Annotated in this window: 8 protein-coding genes; all 8 read right to left on the reverse strand. The window is 51.4% G+C overall.

Features of this window, described 5'->3' with window-relative positions:
• Positions 1-10: 10 nt before the first annotated feature.
• Positions 11-3,385, reverse strand: coding sequence for a VCBS repeat-containing protein (locus tag CHB92_RS11965; protein WP_245842506.1), 3,375 nt, complete (start codon positions 3,383-3,385; stop codon positions 11-13).
• Between the two features lie 240 nt (positions 3,386-3,625).
• Complete coding sequence (locus CHB92_RS11970; protein WP_089319453.1) at positions 3,626-5,311, reverse strand: RagB/SusD family nutrient uptake outer membrane protein; 1,686 nt, start codon at positions 5,309-5,311, stop codon at positions 3,626-3,628.
• 38 nt (positions 5,312-5,349) lie between these two features.
• Entirely contained in the window at positions 5,350-8,433 is a 3,084-nt protein-coding gene (locus CHB92_RS11975; RefSeq protein WP_089319454.1) for a SusC/RagA family TonB-linked outer membrane protein, read from the reverse strand.
• A 541-nt stretch (positions 8,434-8,974) separates the two neighbouring features.
• Complete coding sequence (locus CHB92_RS11980; RefSeq protein ID WP_089319455.1) at positions 8,975-9,994, reverse strand: glycoside hydrolase family 43 protein; 1,020 nt, start codon at positions 9,992-9,994, stop codon at positions 8,975-8,977.
• Positions 9,995-10,099: 105 nt separating this feature from the next.
• On the reverse strand, positions 10,100-12,571 hold the full coding sequence (locus tag CHB92_RS11985; RefSeq protein WP_089319456.1) for a glutaminase family protein: 2,472 nt from the start codon (positions 12,569-12,571) through the stop codon (positions 10,100-10,102).
• Positions 12,572-12,780: 209 nt separating this feature from the next.
• Positions 12,781-13,515, reverse strand: a complete 735-nt coding sequence (locus tag CHB92_RS11990) for a 3-keto-disaccharide hydrolase (RefSeq protein ID WP_218824255.1) — start codon at positions 13,513-13,515, stop codon at positions 12,781-12,783.
• Positions 13,516-13,691: 176 nt separating this feature from the next.
• Positions 13,692-15,680 (reverse strand): hypothetical protein, encoded by a 1,989-nt coding sequence (locus tag CHB92_RS11995; protein WP_089319558.1) that lies wholly within the window; start codon positions 15,678-15,680, stop codon positions 13,692-13,694.
• A gap of 20 nt (positions 15,681-15,700) precedes the next feature.
• The gene (locus tag CHB92_RS12000) at positions 15,701-17,560 is read right to left on the reverse strand and encodes a family 16 glycoside hydrolase (RefSeq protein WP_089319457.1); all 1,860 of its coding nucleotides are present in this window, start codon (positions 17,558-17,560) and stop codon (positions 15,701-15,703) included.
• Between the last annotated feature and the right edge of the window lie 193 nt (positions 17,561-17,753).

Consider the following 17,753-nt stretch of genomic DNA (forward strand, 5'->3'; position numbering starts at 1 on the left):
AGTTTTCTTCCTATAAGATTACTCTGGCAGGCGCGTTCACTTTATAAGCCTTAAGGCCCTGCTGGTTTATTCCGAACAGGAAGGTGTTGTTCACCTGGATAACGCTTCGCACATCTCCCCAAAGATTAAAACCGCTCTCATGCTGTGGCACATAGTTAAAACTGCCTTTACCGTCTCCTCTCAAGAGTACGCCGTAATTGGCATCACTCTTTCCGAAGCGCAGGCGAGCCTGGTTAATATTTCCGCATAATAACAAGTCCTGCTTTCCGTCCGCGTCATAGTCCAGCGGAGTAATGGTGAACACCGGGGCGTACTGTGCCTGAACGGGCAGGGCCTTTTCACGGAACTTGCCGTTTTCCGCTCTCTGGAAGAAGACCGTGCGGAGATAATTTGCTTTCAGATGCCCGGCCCCCTCTAGCTCTTTCACAGAAAAGATATGATGGAGTGTTGCATCGGCATAGCTCTTATAGTCCGGGAAGCGGTTGCGCATGATGCTCATCTGGTCCAGCAACTCATCTCTGAGTACATAAGGATAACTCTGCCCCTGCATGTAAAAGCAGAGAATAGGGTCTATAGCGCCATTGTCGTCAAAGTCCTTGTAATACAACTCTGCCGGCTCCTTCTCACTGACCTTTGCCTGTGTGTTGGTGCCCTGGTTCCCGATCACCAGGTCTTGCTTGCCATCCCCGTTAAAATCTCCTACCTGCAGGGTGTTCCACCATCCCCTGTACTCCCTCTCAAAGTAGTCTCCTGTTTTGTTCTGCAGCTTTCCATCCGTGTTGACAAAAGCTGTTACCGGCATCCACTCTCCCACTACAACTAAGTCTTGCGTGTGATCCCCGTTCAGGTCTATCCAGGCGGCGTCGCTTATCATGCCCAGTTTCTGTAATCCAGGTGCAAGAGTTGTTGTCGCATCTTTAAAGCGCCCTTTACCGTCGTTAAGCAAGAGATAGCTGACCGGCGTTTCCGGGTAGCGGCCGGGTATCACTCTACTTCCTACAAACAGGTCAGCAAAGCCGTCCCCGTTTACATCAGCCGTTTTGACACAACTCTTACTAGACAGCATAGGAGGCAGGCTGTTCTCTGCTTGCGTAAAGTTGCCCTTACCGTCTCCTAGGTAAAGCAGGTCCTGCAGCAAGGGATCCTCCGGGAGGTAGTTATGGTAGCCACCACTCGCTAAATAAAGATCGGCCGCCCCATCCCCGTTCGCATCGAAGAAAACAGCATCGGCTATCTCTCTTTTACTATCCTGCTCAGAGGCAGGCAGCGTCTTCTGTGTAAACCGGCCGTTTCGCTGTTGTATGTAAACAGCGCCTGTGCCGCCATTCTCCCCACCTGCATACACATCCTCCAGACCGTCCCCATTCACATCCCCTTTAACCAGTACAGGTCCAAAAAAGGACATCGGGTTCACCATCAGGGGCTGGCGCTTAAAGTCGTTGATGGTGTTTGTGGCATGTCGGTACTCTATCGGGGCGGGTATTTCCATGAAGAGGGGCTTTACTCGCTTAGTTGCTTTACCTGCCACATCAGCCTCCTTTTCATCAAGTGTCAGCAGTTGATCTCCTTTTACATGCCTAAGCCACTGCTGCTTTCCTCCGGCCCAGACAATGTGAAGTGAGTCTACGTTCGCTGCGCTGCCCAACCCAAAGTGCAGCACAGGAGACACGCTAGACTGGTAGCCACGCGTTGGCATTTGCTCCAGGTACTGCTGCTTTCCATGGTTGTAGATCCAGATTTTTGCCCCAAGTCCCTGTGTGTTCCCGCCTGCCCCTTTCAGCTTTACTTTTAAATAATGATGCCCGAGCTGTTGGTCCGCCTCATTCCGGTAAACAAAAGCAGGCTTGTTAATATTACTGACAACCAGGTCTAAGTCCCCGTCATTATCCAGGTCGGCATAAGCTGCCCCGTTACTGTTCGATGGTTCCTGTGCCCCCCATAACCCGTTCATCTTACTAAACGTTAGGTCTCCGTTGTTCTTAAACAGGTAGTTCACCACGTTAGAAGACGGCATTTTGTGTACCAACTCTACAATATCCCGGTCCTGCATGTTTCCCTGGCGGCTACCCACAAAGTCATACATGTATTTGATGAAGTCCTGGTTGGTGAAATCTCTCAAGAAGCCATTCGTAACATAAAGATCTTTCCACCCGTCGTTGTCCAGGTCTACGAACAGCGGGGCCCAGCTCCAGTCTGTGTTCGATATACCCGACAGCTGCCCAATTTCGCTGAAAGTTCCGTTTCCGTTGTTCACGTGCAGCATGTTACGCATGTATTGGTAATACAGGCCGGTCTTTAAGTTCAGGTCAAACTTCTCGTAATTATCCGGTGCAAAGAGTAGTTTTTGCCGCCGGTTATCCTCCGGCAACATGTCCAGCACAAAGATGTCTGGCAGGCCATCGTTGTTAACATCCGCCACGTCGTTGCCCATCCCGAAGTGCTCCGTGTGGCCAAGGCTCGTCTGAAGCTTGTCAGTAAATGTCCCATCGCCGTTATTGATGTACAGGTAGTCCGGGGCGATATAGTCGTTTGAGATGTAGATGTCTGACCAACCGTCATTGTTCAGGTCCGCGATACCGGCACCGAGCCCGTAGGTTAAAGGAGAGCTATGGAAACCAGCCTCTTGGGTCACGTCCTGAAAATGAGGTTCCCCGGCAGCTCCTTTATCGTTTCTGTAGAGCCTTACCCCTATCATCGGGTTCTCCGCTTTCAGCATCTCCCTGATCGCCACCTCATCAACAGGAGGCAGGGGGGCAGGGTTGTGGTTTAACAGCAACAGGTCTACATCCTCATCCCGGTCATAGTCAAAAAAAACAGCCTGCGTACTGTTGGAAGGGTGGGCCAGGCCGTACTGCTGTGCTTTCTCAACAAAGCGCGGTACGCCATTTACATCAGGCCCCTGGTTGATGTACAGTTCGTTTATCAACCTCTCAGCCCTGATATTACCCGAGTAACAGACATAGACGTCCAGCAGTCCGTCGCCGTTCACATCGGCCATGGTCACCCCTGTTTTCCAGGGCCCTTTTCTTCCTCCGGCTCCTGACAGGTCTGTAACATCCTCGAACTGCATCTGGCCTTTGTTCAGATACAGCTTGTTAGCAGCCATGTTGGAGGTAAAGTAAAGGTCCTCCAGCCCATCGTTGTTCAGGTCACCAACAGCCACACCTCCTCCGTTGTAAAAGTATTCATACATCAGCACGTTGGTGTTGGCGGCTTCGGTTAAGGTGTTGCTGAAGTTTACGTGTGTGCTATCCGGAGAAAGTAATGTTAACAGAGGAGGACTAGTTATAGCTTGGGGCTCTTCTGTTACGGTGGTAGTAGATGTCTCTCTGCAAGCAGTAAACAGTGCAGCTACCGTAAAAAGTAAAAGTGTCGTCTTGTTCACCTGACTTAAGCTAATAGGTGGTAATAAAAGGGGTGCCGGAAGTTGCTCCTCTCTTTGTTTGTGCACTAGCACAGGAACTTAAAATAAGCGCTCTGGAGCTGATTCACAAGCAATAAGTGATGTTATAAAAGTAATGTTATAAAAAAGGGAGCCCTTACGAGCCCCCCCTTTAGGTAATATGCCACTTAATGATACTCTTTTCTAACCTTCTCTCAATCAGTGGCAACAACACAGTTAATCTTAGTAGCCATTAGGCTTCAACAGCGGGTTAGAGTTCAGCGCATTGGCAGGTATCGGGAACACCGTTTTGTCTGCTGCGTCCGCAGATTTATCCCACCAGGCATCACCAAACCTTCCCCAGCGTACCAGGTCCGTCCTACGGTGACGCTCGCCCAGGAACTCGCGGCCTAACTCGTCGACGAACTCATCATCTGTTAGTCGGCCTAAATTATTGACGTAGCTATTGGCAGCCCAGTCTTCTTCAGAGAAGTTTCTTCTCCGTACAGCATCCAACAACTCAGCAGCAGCAGCTTTGTCACCGGCACGGTACTTACACTCTGCCAGGGCATAGTAAACCTCAGCTAAACGGATTTCAGGCGCAGAGTTAAAGTGGAACATTCCCTGCGACTGTGGCAACCATGGGAACTTCAGGAACCGCACCCCTGAGTTCTCTTCTCCGGTTTCTACGTGCGAGCCTTTGGCCAGACCAGCAGCCCCCTCTGTAAAGCGGCCTACCTGATCCACATACACCAACGGCTTGCCAATGTACTCCTCAGTACCCAGCACCGCTTTCGTACTGTCAAAGCCATACTGGTTCTGGTGGTTAAACTCAAACTGCGGACCTATCAGGAAGAAACCCTCGTACTCGCCGCCTGCCGCAGTTGTGCGGAAAGGCTGCTTGCGCTTGTCGTCATCAGAGTAAGTCTCGTAAGGGTTCCCCAACTCATAGTCGTAGATGTTACCCTCCAGGTCACGGGAAGGTGACAGGGTAATACCGTTCCAACCGCCTGAAGTATTCTCCAGAGAATATCTGGCCTGGTAATGCTGCATCGCATTATACATCCAGCCAAACTCGTAGATGTTTCTTGCATGCGGGAACTCAAAGATGTTTTCAGGCGACCATACTCCATTTACACCGGATTTGAAAGGGCCCCTGTAGTCGGGGTCGATGCTATAAGCCCCGTACTCCCCATCGATTATTTTCTGCGCTATGCTTGCACAGTCGCTGTAACGCGGCGTTCCTGTCCAGGCCTCCGAGTTCAGGTAAATGCGCATCAGCAGAGCAGCCGCACCGGCCTGATCCCAACGACCTGGCCGTGTGTTTTTTGGCAGGTTTGGCAACGCTTCTTTTAACTCTGTCTCGATAAAGGCAAACACCTCCTCCGGACTTGAGTTCGCCTTACGCTCTCCGGAAACAGTAACAATCGGCACACTTCGGAAGAAGTCGATCAGGAAGGTATAGAACCAGGCGCGCAATACGCGGAGTTCGTTAATATGCCGTTTCTGATCTGCCTCTGTCAGGCCCATCTTCGCATAATCTAGCTTAGACAAGTCCTCGATGATGAGGTTACACTGCCCGATTCCCTGGTAAGGGCCTACCCAGCCACCGTTCACCCTGCCATCATCTGCCGTCCACTCGTGGCGGTGCAGGCGCACCCAGTTACCGCCGTCCTGGCCGTGGCGGCCTTTCTGAGCCCAGACAAACTGGTCTGCCGTTAGCTCCGATAACAACCAGCGGTCACCGTCCCAGCCATTCCAGTGGCCATGCTCATAAGGGCGTGTAACAGCAGCAATAATAGAGTTACTGTCCTGGTAATAGTTCCCCGCAGGCAACACATCATACGCCTCTTCCTCCAAATCCGTACAAGCGGGTGCTGCAAATAACATCAGTAGCGACGCGCCCAGTAGTTTATATTTATTCTTCATAGAAGTAAATGTTCAGAATTTTTAACCAATAGAAAGAATTAGAAAGTGATTTGTGCGCCCAGTGCAAAGTTTCTGGTGGTAGGGTACACGTTCAGGTCGCCATAGCCCGGAGTCAGACCAATCACCCCCACCGATGCAGGGTCAAGACCTGTGTAACCAGTTATAGTGAACACATTTCTCACAGATCCATAAATTCTCAGGTTACTGATAAGATCAGAACCAAGTCTTGGCGACCAGCCGAGTGTCAGGTTGTCGAGTTTCACAAAGTCACCGTCTTCCAGGAAGTAGTCAGTGATAACCTTACCGGACTTGATGTGGTCGTTGCGATCGTAAGCGTCTTTCAGCAGGTTAGTGCTTGCCTCACCCTGCAAGCCATAGTACATCTGGTACAGGTTCAGGATCTGGTAGTCGAAGCGGCCACGGAAGAACACAGACAGGTCGAAGGTCTTGTACTTCACGGAGTGAGACCAGCCCATTTCGAAGCGTGGAGCACCGTTCCCGATATAAGTTCTGTCTCTGTCGCGGTTCGCCTGAATGTTGTTACCGCTGGCACGCAGCTTCTCGGTACCTTCTTTGCCGTCTTTCCATACCAGGATGTTGCCATCTTCGTCCACACCCGCATACTTGTAGCCATAGAAGGCTCCTAGCTCAGTGTTGTCCTCCAATCTGTAAGCAGGGCCTGGGTTACCTGGAGAAGGAAGGTTCTGTAGATCAATGTAGTTTGCCTGATAGGTGTCGTTAGACCATGACCCCAGCTTCGCTTTTGTATAAGACCCCGTAAAGGAAGTCACATAGTTGAAGTCATTCGTTGCTATTGGATTCCAGTTCAGGGCCATTTCTAAACCTTTAGAGCTGGTAGTACCCACGTTCACGAACATTCTTTCGTGCAGGTATGGCGGAACTGGTACGCGGTATTCCGAAATCAGGTCGCTGCTTCGGCGGTCAAACGCATCGATGCTACCGCTTAACTTATTGCCAAACAGGGCGAAGTCTATACCCACGTTATAGGCAATGGCCTTCTCCCAACGCAAACCAGGATTGTAGTTGTTTCCGGGGCCATATACCTGTATCCACTCCCCCTCATCATTCTGATATCTGCCATATCCCTGGTAGCGCTGCATAGCAGTGTATCTATTAAAGCCAGAGCGGCCGGTCACACCGTAGGAGGCACGCAGTTTCAGGTCGTTAATTACCTCAACCCCCTGCAGACCTGGCAGATTAGAGATGCGCCAGGCAGCGGACACCGCCGGGAACAGACCCCACTTATTTTCAACACCAAACTTCGTGTTACCCTCGTAACGGAAAGATCCGGTTAAGAAATAAGTATCGTCGAAGTCGTAATTCAAGCGGCCGAGGAAAGCGATCGTTTTCTCTTTGCTTCTCCAGGAACCCATGCCCAGACGGCCTTTTTCATCCCTGTTCCAGCTACCGGCATCGATGTTGTCATACCCAAAGGCATCAGACGGGAAGTTAGCGTTTTCAGCATAGAAACCGTTGAGGTTCGACTCCTGGTAAGAGTAACCGCCGAGCACCCGGATGTCGTGCTTGCCTATAGTGGCGTTGTAGTTATTCAACCACTCAAAAACATAGTCTACCCAGTTCTCATTTTCCAGGCGGGCACGGCCTATGCGCTCGTTGTGGATTGACTCTGCTGCTTTGGAAGTATAGTATTCGCGTCTGTACTCATCGTGTCCCTGGCGCGCCATCTTTACTTCTGTGCTCAGGTTGTCCAGGATATTCAACTTGGCGTTCACATCCACGATAGAGTACTCCTGGTCGGCCCCGTTCTCTCTTGCGAGCAGGTCTTGCACGGGGTTATAAGTATCATACCCTCTGATGGTGTTATACATACCAGGATTGGTCGGATCCATGATCGGGATAGTAGGGTTCAGCTTAACCGCCTGCTGGAAGGCTCCATAGTTGGTGTATTCCTCGTCAGCAACTCTATAGGATATATTACCTCCTACCTCTAAGCGGCCTTTAAGCGCGATTTGCAGGAAGCTTGCCCGTAACCCATACTCTTTTCGATCGGAGGCAATATCAATACCCTCCTTGGTTCTGTACTGGCCTGAAAGGCGGAACACCGTGTTCTCGTTACCGCCACTAACTGCTATAGAGTGGTTCTGCCCGAAGTTATCCTCCCGCAGCAGTTCGTCGTACCAGTTTACTCTGGCTCCCAGGTCCGTGTCTCTTTTACGCTCCAGGAACTCCTCAGCAGAAAGAATATCCGGCTTGGCGGCTACCTGGTCATGCTCAACGTACCCATCATAGGTTACAGCTACCTTTCCGGCCTTTCCTCGCTTCGTTTGAACCAGGACAACGCCGTTGGCACCCCTGGAACCGTAAATGGCAGCTGCCGCCGCATCCCGTAGAATAGAAATAGACTCGATGTCCTGCTGTGCCAGGTTTCGCAAATCGCCTCCAGGCAGGCCGTCGATCACAATCAGCGGTCCGTTACCTGATGAAAGCGAGGAAGCACCGCGCAGCTGTATGCTGGCCCCGTTGTTTGGGTCGGCTGAAGCAGGGTTAGAAACTGTAACACCCGCTACCTTGCCTTCAATCATTTGTAAGGGGCTGTTAAAAGCGCCTTTCTGGAAGTCTTCGCTCGTAACTGTGGTTACAGCACTCGTTAACTCCTTTTTCTCAACCGTACCGTAACCTACCACTACCACTTCTTCCAGGGCTTTGGCATCGGTAAGCAGTTTCACGTCGATCACGGCCTGATTGCCGATCTTCACTTCTTTCGTGGCATATCCTATGTAGGAAAACACCAGCGTGCCATCAGTCTGCCCGTCTGGCAAGTTAAGGGTATAACTGCCGTCAGCCCCTGTAGCTGCTCCGATAGTTGTTCCTTTCAGCACTACTGTTACACCGGGTAGCGGCATGCCCTTGTCATCCGTTACCTTACCACTGATAGGGGTCGCAAACCGGGTCATGAAGTCTGCCAGCGAGCTCTCAGCAGCGGCAGTTACAGCCGGCGACGCACCCCAGCGGTGTGTTCCTGCTGCGTGGCCTTGTGTTACGGACAGGCCCGCGCACACAGTAAAAGAAAGGAGACCTGTACAGAAGACACGTCCCTTCCCTCTTACGCCATCTAACAAATCTGTAAACTGGTGTTTCATACAATTACATTTATTATTTAGACAAACACGGTTATAAGTAGCTAAAACGTTTTAGCTTATAAAAACAAAATATTGTTACGCCATTGTGTCTAGTTTATAAAAACCAGCCGTCGCTTCTGCAGTCAGTTCAGCTCGTTGGGTACTTTCCACCTTGTATAAGTAGTACTGTTGGTTATGGATAGGTAAATATATAAATATATTTTACAGTAAGTGAGCAATCATTAAAAAAATATTTGAATTAGCGCTTATATATCGGATTCAGGCAGAACGCTCATTCTCAGATTATATCGTTTATACCTTAAAGGTAATTATATACCCTATAAATCAAAATGTTTTTCAAAAAATTATCCGATTAGTAAGTGAGCAATCATAAAAACCACATGAAAAGGTATTGCTAAAGTATAGGACAGGCTTACCGGCAGCCAACAAAGCAGTACTACCGGCACTTCATAAGCGTGCTAAAAGGTTAGCACCTCCGGGTAGAATACTGGAAAAAAACACATTTGGGCTGCCCGCTGTGGGTCCTGATCAGGGCTAGGACTTACTTCAGCCGCTTTTTTGTTACCCCCTCCATCGTGATCTTCACTGGCTTGATGAACCCCTCCGCATCAAAGTGCATCTCATCCAGGCAGGTCACCCGATGGTTTGCGTCTGTTTCACCAAGTGGTCTTCTGTGGTAAACAATATACCACTTGTCCTCACCCGGATGGCGAATGACAGAGTGGTGACCAGCCCCTGTGGCTATTTTCGGATCTTGTTTCAGGATGGTATCTACGCGTTTAAAAGGGCCAAACGGTGAATCACTAATGGCATAGGCAACCCGGTAATTAGGTCCGCCCCATCCACCTTCCGACCACATAAAGTAGTACTTACCGTCTCTTTTGAACATGAAAGGGCCTTCCACATAGCCTTCAGGTGTAATTTCTTTAAAGATGCTGCCATCTTCATATGGGATAAACCCAGTAAAGTCATCCTTAAGCCGGGCAATGTTGCAGTGTCTCCACCCCCCATAGATCAAGTAGTGCTGGCCATCCTCATCTTTAAATACAAACTGGTCGATAGGCTGCGCTCCGTTATGAAACTTGTCAATCAGGGGCTTCCCCAGGTAGTCTTTAAAAGGCCCCTCGGGCTTGTCTGCCACGGCTACGCCTATCCCCCCCAGCTCATCGTTGCTTTGAATATCGTTGGCCCCAAAGAACAGGTAATACTTCCCCCCTTTCTCAATAACAGAAGGAGCCCACATCGCCCGTTTTGCCCATTTAATGCTGGCTGTGTCTACAATACGGCTATGCTTTGTCCAATTAACCAAATCCGGCGAGGAGAAAGCATCCATAAACACCTGCTCTTCATAAGGAGCAGAATACGTTGGGTAAATCCAGTACTGCTTCCCCAGCACGATCCCCTCCGGGTCGGCATACCAACCAGGGAATACCGGGTTTCCGGATGTCCTTTTTCTGCTTTCGTGCTTCTTTGAAACGTCTTGCTGCCGCTGGGCAAGCTCTTGGGCGTAGGTTTGTGAGCCTACCAAAAGCACAAGGCAAAGTGTAAGGGCTTTCTTCATAGTACTTACTTTTGAGGAGTTAATGTGCTTGACACCTATTTATCTTTAGAGGTACTGTTACACCTGTTTCTGCATTATGCTGGTTAAATGTTCCAACAAGCCCGGCTAACTTTTCGGTTTCGCCAGTTTTGTTTCCAGCAGCTTAATAAAGTACCCTCCCACAACTGAGCGGGCCCGGAAGTTCATGACTTTCGCATTGGTTGTTTCATGCCAATCGCTTATCGGGAACCTGTCGGGCGTTTCATGGGCGTACCTCCAGACAGGCTGTGTGATCGCCCTGAAGTCTTCTTCCTTATCTGCCAGTGTAGCAGTCCAGAGAATCCAGTCAGACTTGGTATAGGTCTTCCGACTGTCCAGGGGCAAGCCGTACTTTTGCTGCTTGGTCAGGTAATAGCGTACCTCTCGCGCTCTTACAGAGTCAGGAAATATGTTGTAGCCCAGCATCTTGTCCCACACCAGGTTATATTTCTGGCTCCAGGTGCCCTCATGCTCAAAAGCCAGGGTGTAATGATCGCCGTCATCGGCAAGTTGCACCCACTTCTTCGCCATGTCCCTGGCCAGCGCGGTGTATTCTCTCTTTACATCTTCCTTCCCCAGCATGCCGGCAAGGTCTCCATAAGCGGCCAACCCTAATATGGCCTTCACAGAAAGGTTGGCGTTGCGGGCAAGGTGTCCCGCAAAGTCATCGGTGGACAATTGGTTAGCCGGGTCAAAGCCGCTTTCTTTCAGGTATCCGGCCCAGGTAGTCAAGGTTTCCCAGTGCTTTCTGGCATAGTCTGCGTTACCCTCTGCTTTTGCAATAGCCCCGGTTAAGAGCAGCATGTTGCCCGATTCTTCCACAGGCATGTCCTCGCCGTAGGTCTGGCCGTTTGCAATGGGGTAAGTGCCGAGATCATGGGCCGCAAAAGGCTTCTTCCACTTGCCGCTCTCGGTATAGTAAAATATACCGTTTAGCATTCCCTCCAGCAAATCCGGGTTATACAGCAGAAACAGTGGGGCTGATGGGTAAGTAACGTCTACTGTGTTGATGGACCCGTTGCTAAAGTTCTCTTTCGATAAAAATAACAGGTCACCCTGCGGGCTCTTCACCAGCGTATGCGCCGCCACTGCCTGCCGGTACCCGAGCTCGCATAAATCAGCATATTCCCGGCCTCCCGCTGCCGCTGCCTGCTCGTACAACTCCTGGTCAAAAGCCGCACACTGCGCGACGACTTCTTTGTAGTGTAAGGCTGCCTGCTCCAGTTCCTTCTCCATGGTCGAAGCATGCTGTTTCCACCAGGGCTTTAGGTCCTGCTGAAAGTACTGCACAGCATACAGCTCGTCGTATCCGAGCATGACAAACTGTTCTTTGGCTTTGCGGCCTACTTTCCCAAAAGGGATCAGGGTATTTAACATCAGGCTTTTCCCTTCCGCGGCATTGTGCGTAGGCGCGCCTGTTGTCGACGTAAAGGGGCTTAGTGCCTTACCTGTTGTGGAGATGTACTGGATGGGCTTCGCTGATGCCGGCGCTGCAACATACAGGTAGCCCCAGTCGATCCGAACATTGTCTCCTTTCTTTTGCAGCAAGGCCTGCTCTTTTGTACCGGCCTTCAACACAGCCAGCTTTCCTGAAGCATACTCCTGTGCTGTGACTTCCTGTTCGGAGGTATTCACGGCAATATCGGTGGAGGCTCCAAAGTAAAGCTGCACATCATGCGATGCCCTGTCGGTTGACTGCACATTGAAGGAGATGTAGGAAACAGGCCTTGCCAACAGGCTCAGGTCCTGCATCAACAGAGGGGAAGTGAATATGGTCCGTACATCAACCGGACCGCAACGAAAGGTATACACTGTCTGGGTCGCATTCAGCTCTACATCTACCTGCCTGGCTGGCAAAATAGCCGTTTCCCTTTCAGGCATCTCCTCGGTAACAAGCCCCACATCGAGCCAGGACCCTCCGGCGGTGTTAGCTACATGTATGGCTAACACGTTCTCCCCTTTCTTCAGTTTGCTGGCAGCCTGGTCGTGGAGTGGGATGTATTGGAACCGGTCTGTCCATCCCTCACGCTGGTAGATTTCCTCCCCGTTCAGGTAGACTTCTACGTTATCGTCGTGGTTAAACTTCAGGAACAGCTTCCCTTCGGGTACTTCATCCAGGGTGAATGTCCTTCTGGCCCAGATATCCTTACTTCTCCAGGTGGTTTTGACAGCTCCTTTGTCATGCCCGAAAGGGGCAGCACCAGAAGCCCACGTACGATCATCGAATTGCTGTGCTACCCATCCCCCTGCAGGCGCTGTTTCTGTATACCTGAACGTATACGCTTCTTCGTCAGATGCTGCCAGAACAGTTTTGTATGACGTGGCTTCCTCTCCCAAAAACCGGTATACCTTCCCGTCTACCTTTACCATCCCGATTAAGGCATGATCGGCCCCTGTCCAGTGCTTTGTGTTTTCCCGGTGCAGGCTGTCTCCAAAAGACCATATGCTTAGGTAAGGATTGTGCGTGATCAAGGGGTAAGCAGGCGCCCTTAGCTCCTGCCCTTTCAGCACAGGTGCTATTAACAAGAGCACAAAGAGAAGGGAAAGTATCTTTTTCATATTGTATGTATATGGTATTCTACTTACAAAGTCTTTCCAAAAGATGCCAGCTGCTAATCCTCATCATCCGGCTTACGGCAGCGCTTGTCCTTAAGCTCTTAACAACAGTATCGGATCGCGACAGGAAGACAAGCTTCTGTCAGACGCCTCGTTGCTAATTGCGGGGCTTATACAAAAGCCTTATCAGGCTTAAAAAGAGCAGGCCTTTCTTACAAAGGCCTGATTTTGATGTTTTTGAACCATACCTTGTCCCCGTGGTCCTGCAGGGCAATATGTCCGCTCTTGTAGCGGCCGTAGTCGGCCATGCTGGCGAACTTACTGTCTTTTACCATGCGCTCCCACTCCGGGCTCCACAGCGTGTACTCTACCACTTTCTTCCCGTTCAGGTAGTGTTCCACGTGGCCGTCTTTCACGACCAGGCGTACCCTGTTATACTCCCCCACCGGGTTAACAGCTGGCGTGGAGAGCGGGTGTAAATCGTAGTTGGTGCCGGCCTGGCGGTTGTTATTCTTGCCCTGCTTGGCATCCGGATGGTTTAAGTCGTCGATGATCTGCATTTCCGGCCCTGTTTGCCAGGTATAGCGAAACTTCGGATCTTCTGACACATTGAAGAAAATACCACTGTTGCCTCCCTCTGATATCTTCCAGTCCAGCATCAGCTCAAAGTCCTCGTACTCGTTTTGGGTAATGATGTCCCCTCCTCCTTTGCCGGCTAGCACGATCGCGCCATCTTCAATTTGCCAGGCAGCGGGCACTTCGTCTTTTTTAAAGCCCCGCCAATGCTCCATAGAGGTGCCATCAAAGAGTAAGACCCAGCCCTTGGCTTTCTCCGCCCTGGTCAGCGTATTGTCAGCCCCGGCAGATGCGCTGCCGGTCTTATTGGCACAGGCAAAGGCCATAAAAGCAGCAGCAATAACCGCTACAAACGTTGTTACTTTTCTCATCTGGTTTTAGCGTATTTCAATTAAAAGAGAAACTGGTCTCAGCCTGCAAAGCCTTTGATGGGGCTTGCGTACTCAGGTTGACCAGCTGCAAGGACATAGCATGTGGGGAAAATCTTTCCCCACATGCCTGCCTGCAGTACTTAGCCCGCACCGTCATTCACTGTGCGGGGGCGCGTTTATTTAAGAGAGTTAATCCAAGCGGCGATCTTAAGTGCATCCTCTTTTGGCACCTGTGGCATTGGAGGCATTTCGGTGGCATAGTCCGGCCAGTTCTTTGGCTGTGGGTTGTGGATCAGTTCCACAATCTTCTCGTTGCTGTAGTTTCGCTTGGCAACGTCCACGTAAGCAGGGCCGATCTGTTTCTTCGTCTCCGAATGGCAGGCCAAACAAGTATACTTCGCCAGGATGCCTTTCACGTCAGCGTAAACAGGTGCTTTCACACTAGCAGCGGCAACAGCCTTCGCCGGCGTTCTTTTTGCTGCTGGTCTGGCCACAGCGCTTGTTTTAGGTGCTGCTTTCTTGGGGGCACTCGCCTTCGGGGCCGCTGAGTTTTTCGTGCTCACTTCGCTCAGCGAGAGCTTTTGCCCTGCAGGTATGTTGTTGAGGGTATAGTAAGCGGTCGGGTGCACGAGCGAATAAGAGTTATCGCGTGCCCGGACGCCATCCAGTGAGATGGTGTGGATGTGATACCTGCGCATGTTATCCACCAGGATGCGGGCCTTCATGCCGTCTTCTGACACCTTTACCCCTTTGATAGGGTTTTCTTCTGTGCTAACCGGAGGACTTCCGTACACAGGGTGGTATTTGTAGATAAAGCTGGAAACAGAGTAGGAAGCAATGTCCTCAGCGGACTCTTTATCCACCGGCTGCGTGAACTCTATCTCAAAGCCATCAGGCATGGCACGCACAGCGCGCATTTCAAACGGAACGGCGTTGTTCCATACCAGGCGCTGCAGCCCCTGGTTCTCGTCCCCGGCAGAGCCCCAGCCGCGATTCGTCTCTCCGACAAACAGCGATCCGTCCGGAGCCCAGGCCATGCGCAGTACGCCGGACTGGAACCCGCTCCTGAATGGGAAGGCCGCTCCCTGGTACTCCCCGTTTACTTTCTCCAGGAAAACACGGGAAATAAGGCTCATTCCCTGGTCCCCTACCAGGATCTGTCCGCCAAATGGTCCGAAGTTCTCTTCCGGTATCTTGATTGGCTCCGAGTTAGAAACCCCCAGTATGCCATGAGGCAGCCATACGGCTGGCAGCTTAAGCTCCGGTATTCTTTCCTTCGCCTCGAACAGGGTGGTAAAGTCCTCGTTTACGATGTTCTCCGGCTTGATATAGCGGCCATTCTCATCTTTGATCTCGCGTCCGTCCACCACGGCATTTTGCTGCGCTGGGGTGAGTTTAAGCGGAGAATTAGGCATGTTCGTCCAGCGCAAGCCTGCCGGGTGCCCCACAAAAGCACCTTTGGTTAGGTGCCACAGGCCACCAGACCCAATCCAGTCACCCTGGTTGTCTGTGTAAAACAGCTCCCCGTCTATCATGCCCAGGCCGGCAGGAGACCGTACTCCCGTTGCCCATGGCTGCATTTGCCCTTTCTCGTTGATGTTCATTACCCAACCACGCCATGGCACACGGCTCTCGCCACGATACCACTGCTCGTCGCCAAAGGCTACGTTACCCGACACAAAGAAGGTCCCGTCCGGAGCGATCTTGGGTCCGAAGCTATACTCGTGGTAATGCCCGGAAAGAGGCCAGTTATAAACTGTTTCATACACATCCGCCTTTCCGTCCATGTTCTTATCTACCAGCTTCGTCAGCTCTCCCCGCTGCGCCGCGTACAGGGCCCCGTCTTTGTAGGCCAGGCCCAGGATCTCGTGCAAGCCTGTAGCAAACTTACGGAAGTAAGGCCGTGGGCTTGTGGGGTTCTCCACAATGTACACGTCCCCGCGCCGGGTGGATATGCCCAGGTCACCGTTCGGGAGCACCGTCAGTCCCCCCACTTCCAGTAACACGTCCTCCGGTGTACTCACACCGGTTATTCTGAAAAAGTCTTCCTCTTTTGGAGATTCTTGTGCCAAGGCTGTAGCACCAACACCTGCTACTGTAACCGCAGACAAGAACAACCGGAAAGCGGCATTTCGAAGTGCTTTTTTACTCGTATGTTTTTTCATGGTATACATCATTGTCTAGGTTAGAAAAGGATGGAGTAGTTGAGCTTGTTACCCTGCACAGGCACGATCAGCTCTTTGCGCCCGTTCGAGTCGCGCACCATTGGCTTGGCGCCACCGGCATCCTCCATGCGCAGATAATAAGATTTCCCGTCAATCAGGTAAGTGTCCTTTGAGATTGCCTCAATAGAGCTTCCCTGCGCCAGCCTGGCGTACAGGTTAGGGCCAGGGTTTTGTACTGTTATCTGGCGGTTGATCCCCTCCCCGCCAGGAAGGGCCCTTACCTGATCCTGCACCGTAGTGCCGTAAACCTGATAGATGAAGGTAGGCTGATCCTGCTCGTCCAGCTCATAGCCCTTCGGGCGGAAGCCGGTGCCTGCCGTATCAGAAACCCAGCTGGCCTTGTCGGACGTTAGCTTGGCGATGGTAAAGGCCGGGTCGCCAAAGTACTGCACTGCCCCAACAGGTCTTGAGGAGCCGTTGCCTCTGCTGTACCACATGGGTGTTGCGTCCAGGAAGCCGCCGCGCCATACCTGCACAATGTTTCCATTGTCCTGGTCGTAGGTATAGTGTACCTGCTCGTCGCTTCCCACATTTACGGCATGCACCACCCGGGTACCACGCCCCTTGCCATCCTGAGAAGGAATGTCCATGAAGCTTCGCAGGATGGTGTTTACCGGTGCGTCCACCAGGATAGGCCCTGCAGGTTCTCTCTCTCGTAAATTGATGTGTGCTGCAGCGTCTCCGATCTGGAACTCCCGTATGCCCGGTCCTTCCACTGTCAGGCCTACCGCTGGCTTGCCCCACTCTACCATTTTGGCATACAGTAGCTCAACAGGCACGTTGCCCGCCGGTAAGGTGATGGTTCCTCTTTGGTTTCTGCTGTCTGCCGGTACAATCAGCTTGTTGTTTACTTTCATCAAGCCTTTGCCACCCGCTGTGTTCAGGTTAAAGGTGTACTCGCCCGGCTCCTTTACATGGAGCGTTCCGGTATAGCGGATCAGGAAGTCCTTGGGCAGCTGCTTCAGGTCAGACGTAAGCTGCGCTACGTTTCCTTCCGTTGCAGGAGAAAGGCTTGTAAAGTCCGGTTCTTGCTCAAACCTGCCCTTGTATACTGTGTACTTCAGGTTATTCAGCTCCGGACGCGGCTTGTTATAGTTTGTGATTTTGATGTCCTTTATCGCCACAGCCCCATGGTCTCCCTGGATGCGCAAAGGGCCGCTTGCCACTTCATTGTTCCCAATGGCACCACGGGTTGGCCCGAAAAGCTCCACGTTCTCATGGATAGTCACTCCATTCAGCTCCATGCGTAGTATTTTCGCATTTGCGATCTTTTTTCCACTGGCATCAAAACGAGGGGCCTGAAAGGAAACTTTAAGATGCTGCCAAAGGCCCGGGGCGCGGCTTACATTCTGCCGGGGTGCATACCCTTCGAAGCCCTTCTGTGTCTTTTCGTCCCAGCGCTCATAAATACCACCGTTGTCTGCCGAGGTAGCCTTCTTTGTGCCCCAGCTGTCGTTCAACTGCACCTCGTAGCGCCCCTGTAGGTACACGCCAGAGTTAGCTCCCTTCGCCATCATATAATCCAGCTCCAGGTCCATGTCTCCATGCTCAAAATTGGTGTACAGGTCTGCTCCTTTCCTTCTTCTGCCTGGCTCGTTCACCAACACGCCGGTGCCCTCCGAGGTGCGCAGCTGGTTGGCCTTTTTAAGGTCAGCAGAAACATCGCCCACAACTTTCCAACTTTCGCCAGGGGCCTTAAAAGAAGACAAGTCCTTTAGCGGCATAGCACCAGGCGCCTGTGCCAGCGCTATTCCGGCACCGCATGCCCAGGCAAGGCCTGTAACTACCAGCTTGTTTGCTGAAAACTTTAATCTTACCATATGTTTGTTTGAGAGGTTTTATAATAAAAATTCATCTTGAAAACATGTGTATCAGCGAAGTAAGAACTTAGGCTTTAAGAGGAGGTCTGTCTGCCTTAGCAGTAAAGCCTGGGAGCGCTTAGATAAGGAGTGTCTCCAAAAGGAAACACTCCTATCCAATCACTCAAAACAAACAAACCATTAATCAACCTAA

Source organism: Pontibacter ummariensis (assembly GCF_900188175.1).
GTDB classification, from domain to species: Bacteria; Bacteroidota; Bacteroidia; order Cytophagales; family Hymenobacteraceae; genus Pontibacter; species Pontibacter ummariensis.

What these genes read in the sequence shown, in the direction of transcription:
- CHB92_RS11975 (WP_089319454.1), bottom strand. Translation starts at nt 8,433, where the DNA reads ATGAAACACCAGTTTACAGATTTGTTAGATGGCGTAAGAGGGAAGGGA.
- CHB92_RS12000 (WP_089319457.1), bottom strand. Translation starts at nt 17,560, where the DNA reads ATGGTAAGATTAAAGTTTTCAGCAAACAAGCTGGTAGTTACAGGCCTT.
- CHB92_RS11985 (WP_089319456.1), bottom strand. Translation starts at nt 12,571, where the DNA reads ATGAAAAAGATACTTTCCCTTCTCTTTGTGCTCTTGTTAATAGCACCT.
- CHB92_RS11995 (WP_089319558.1), bottom strand. Translation starts at nt 15,680, where the DNA reads ATGAAAAAACATACGAGTAAAAAAGCACTTCGAAATGCCGCTTTCCGG.
- CHB92_RS11990 (WP_218824255.1), bottom strand. Translation starts at nt 13,515, where the DNA reads ATGAGAAAAGTAACAACGTTTGTAGCGGTTATTGCTGCTGCTTTTATG.
- CHB92_RS11980 (WP_089319455.1), bottom strand. Translation starts at nt 9,994, where the DNA reads ATGAAGAAAGCCCTTACACTTTGCCTTGTGCTTTTGGTAGGCTCACAA.
- CHB92_RS11970 (WP_089319453.1), bottom strand. Translation starts at nt 5,311, where the DNA reads ATGAAGAATAAATATAAACTACTGGGCGCGTCGCTACTGATGTTATTT.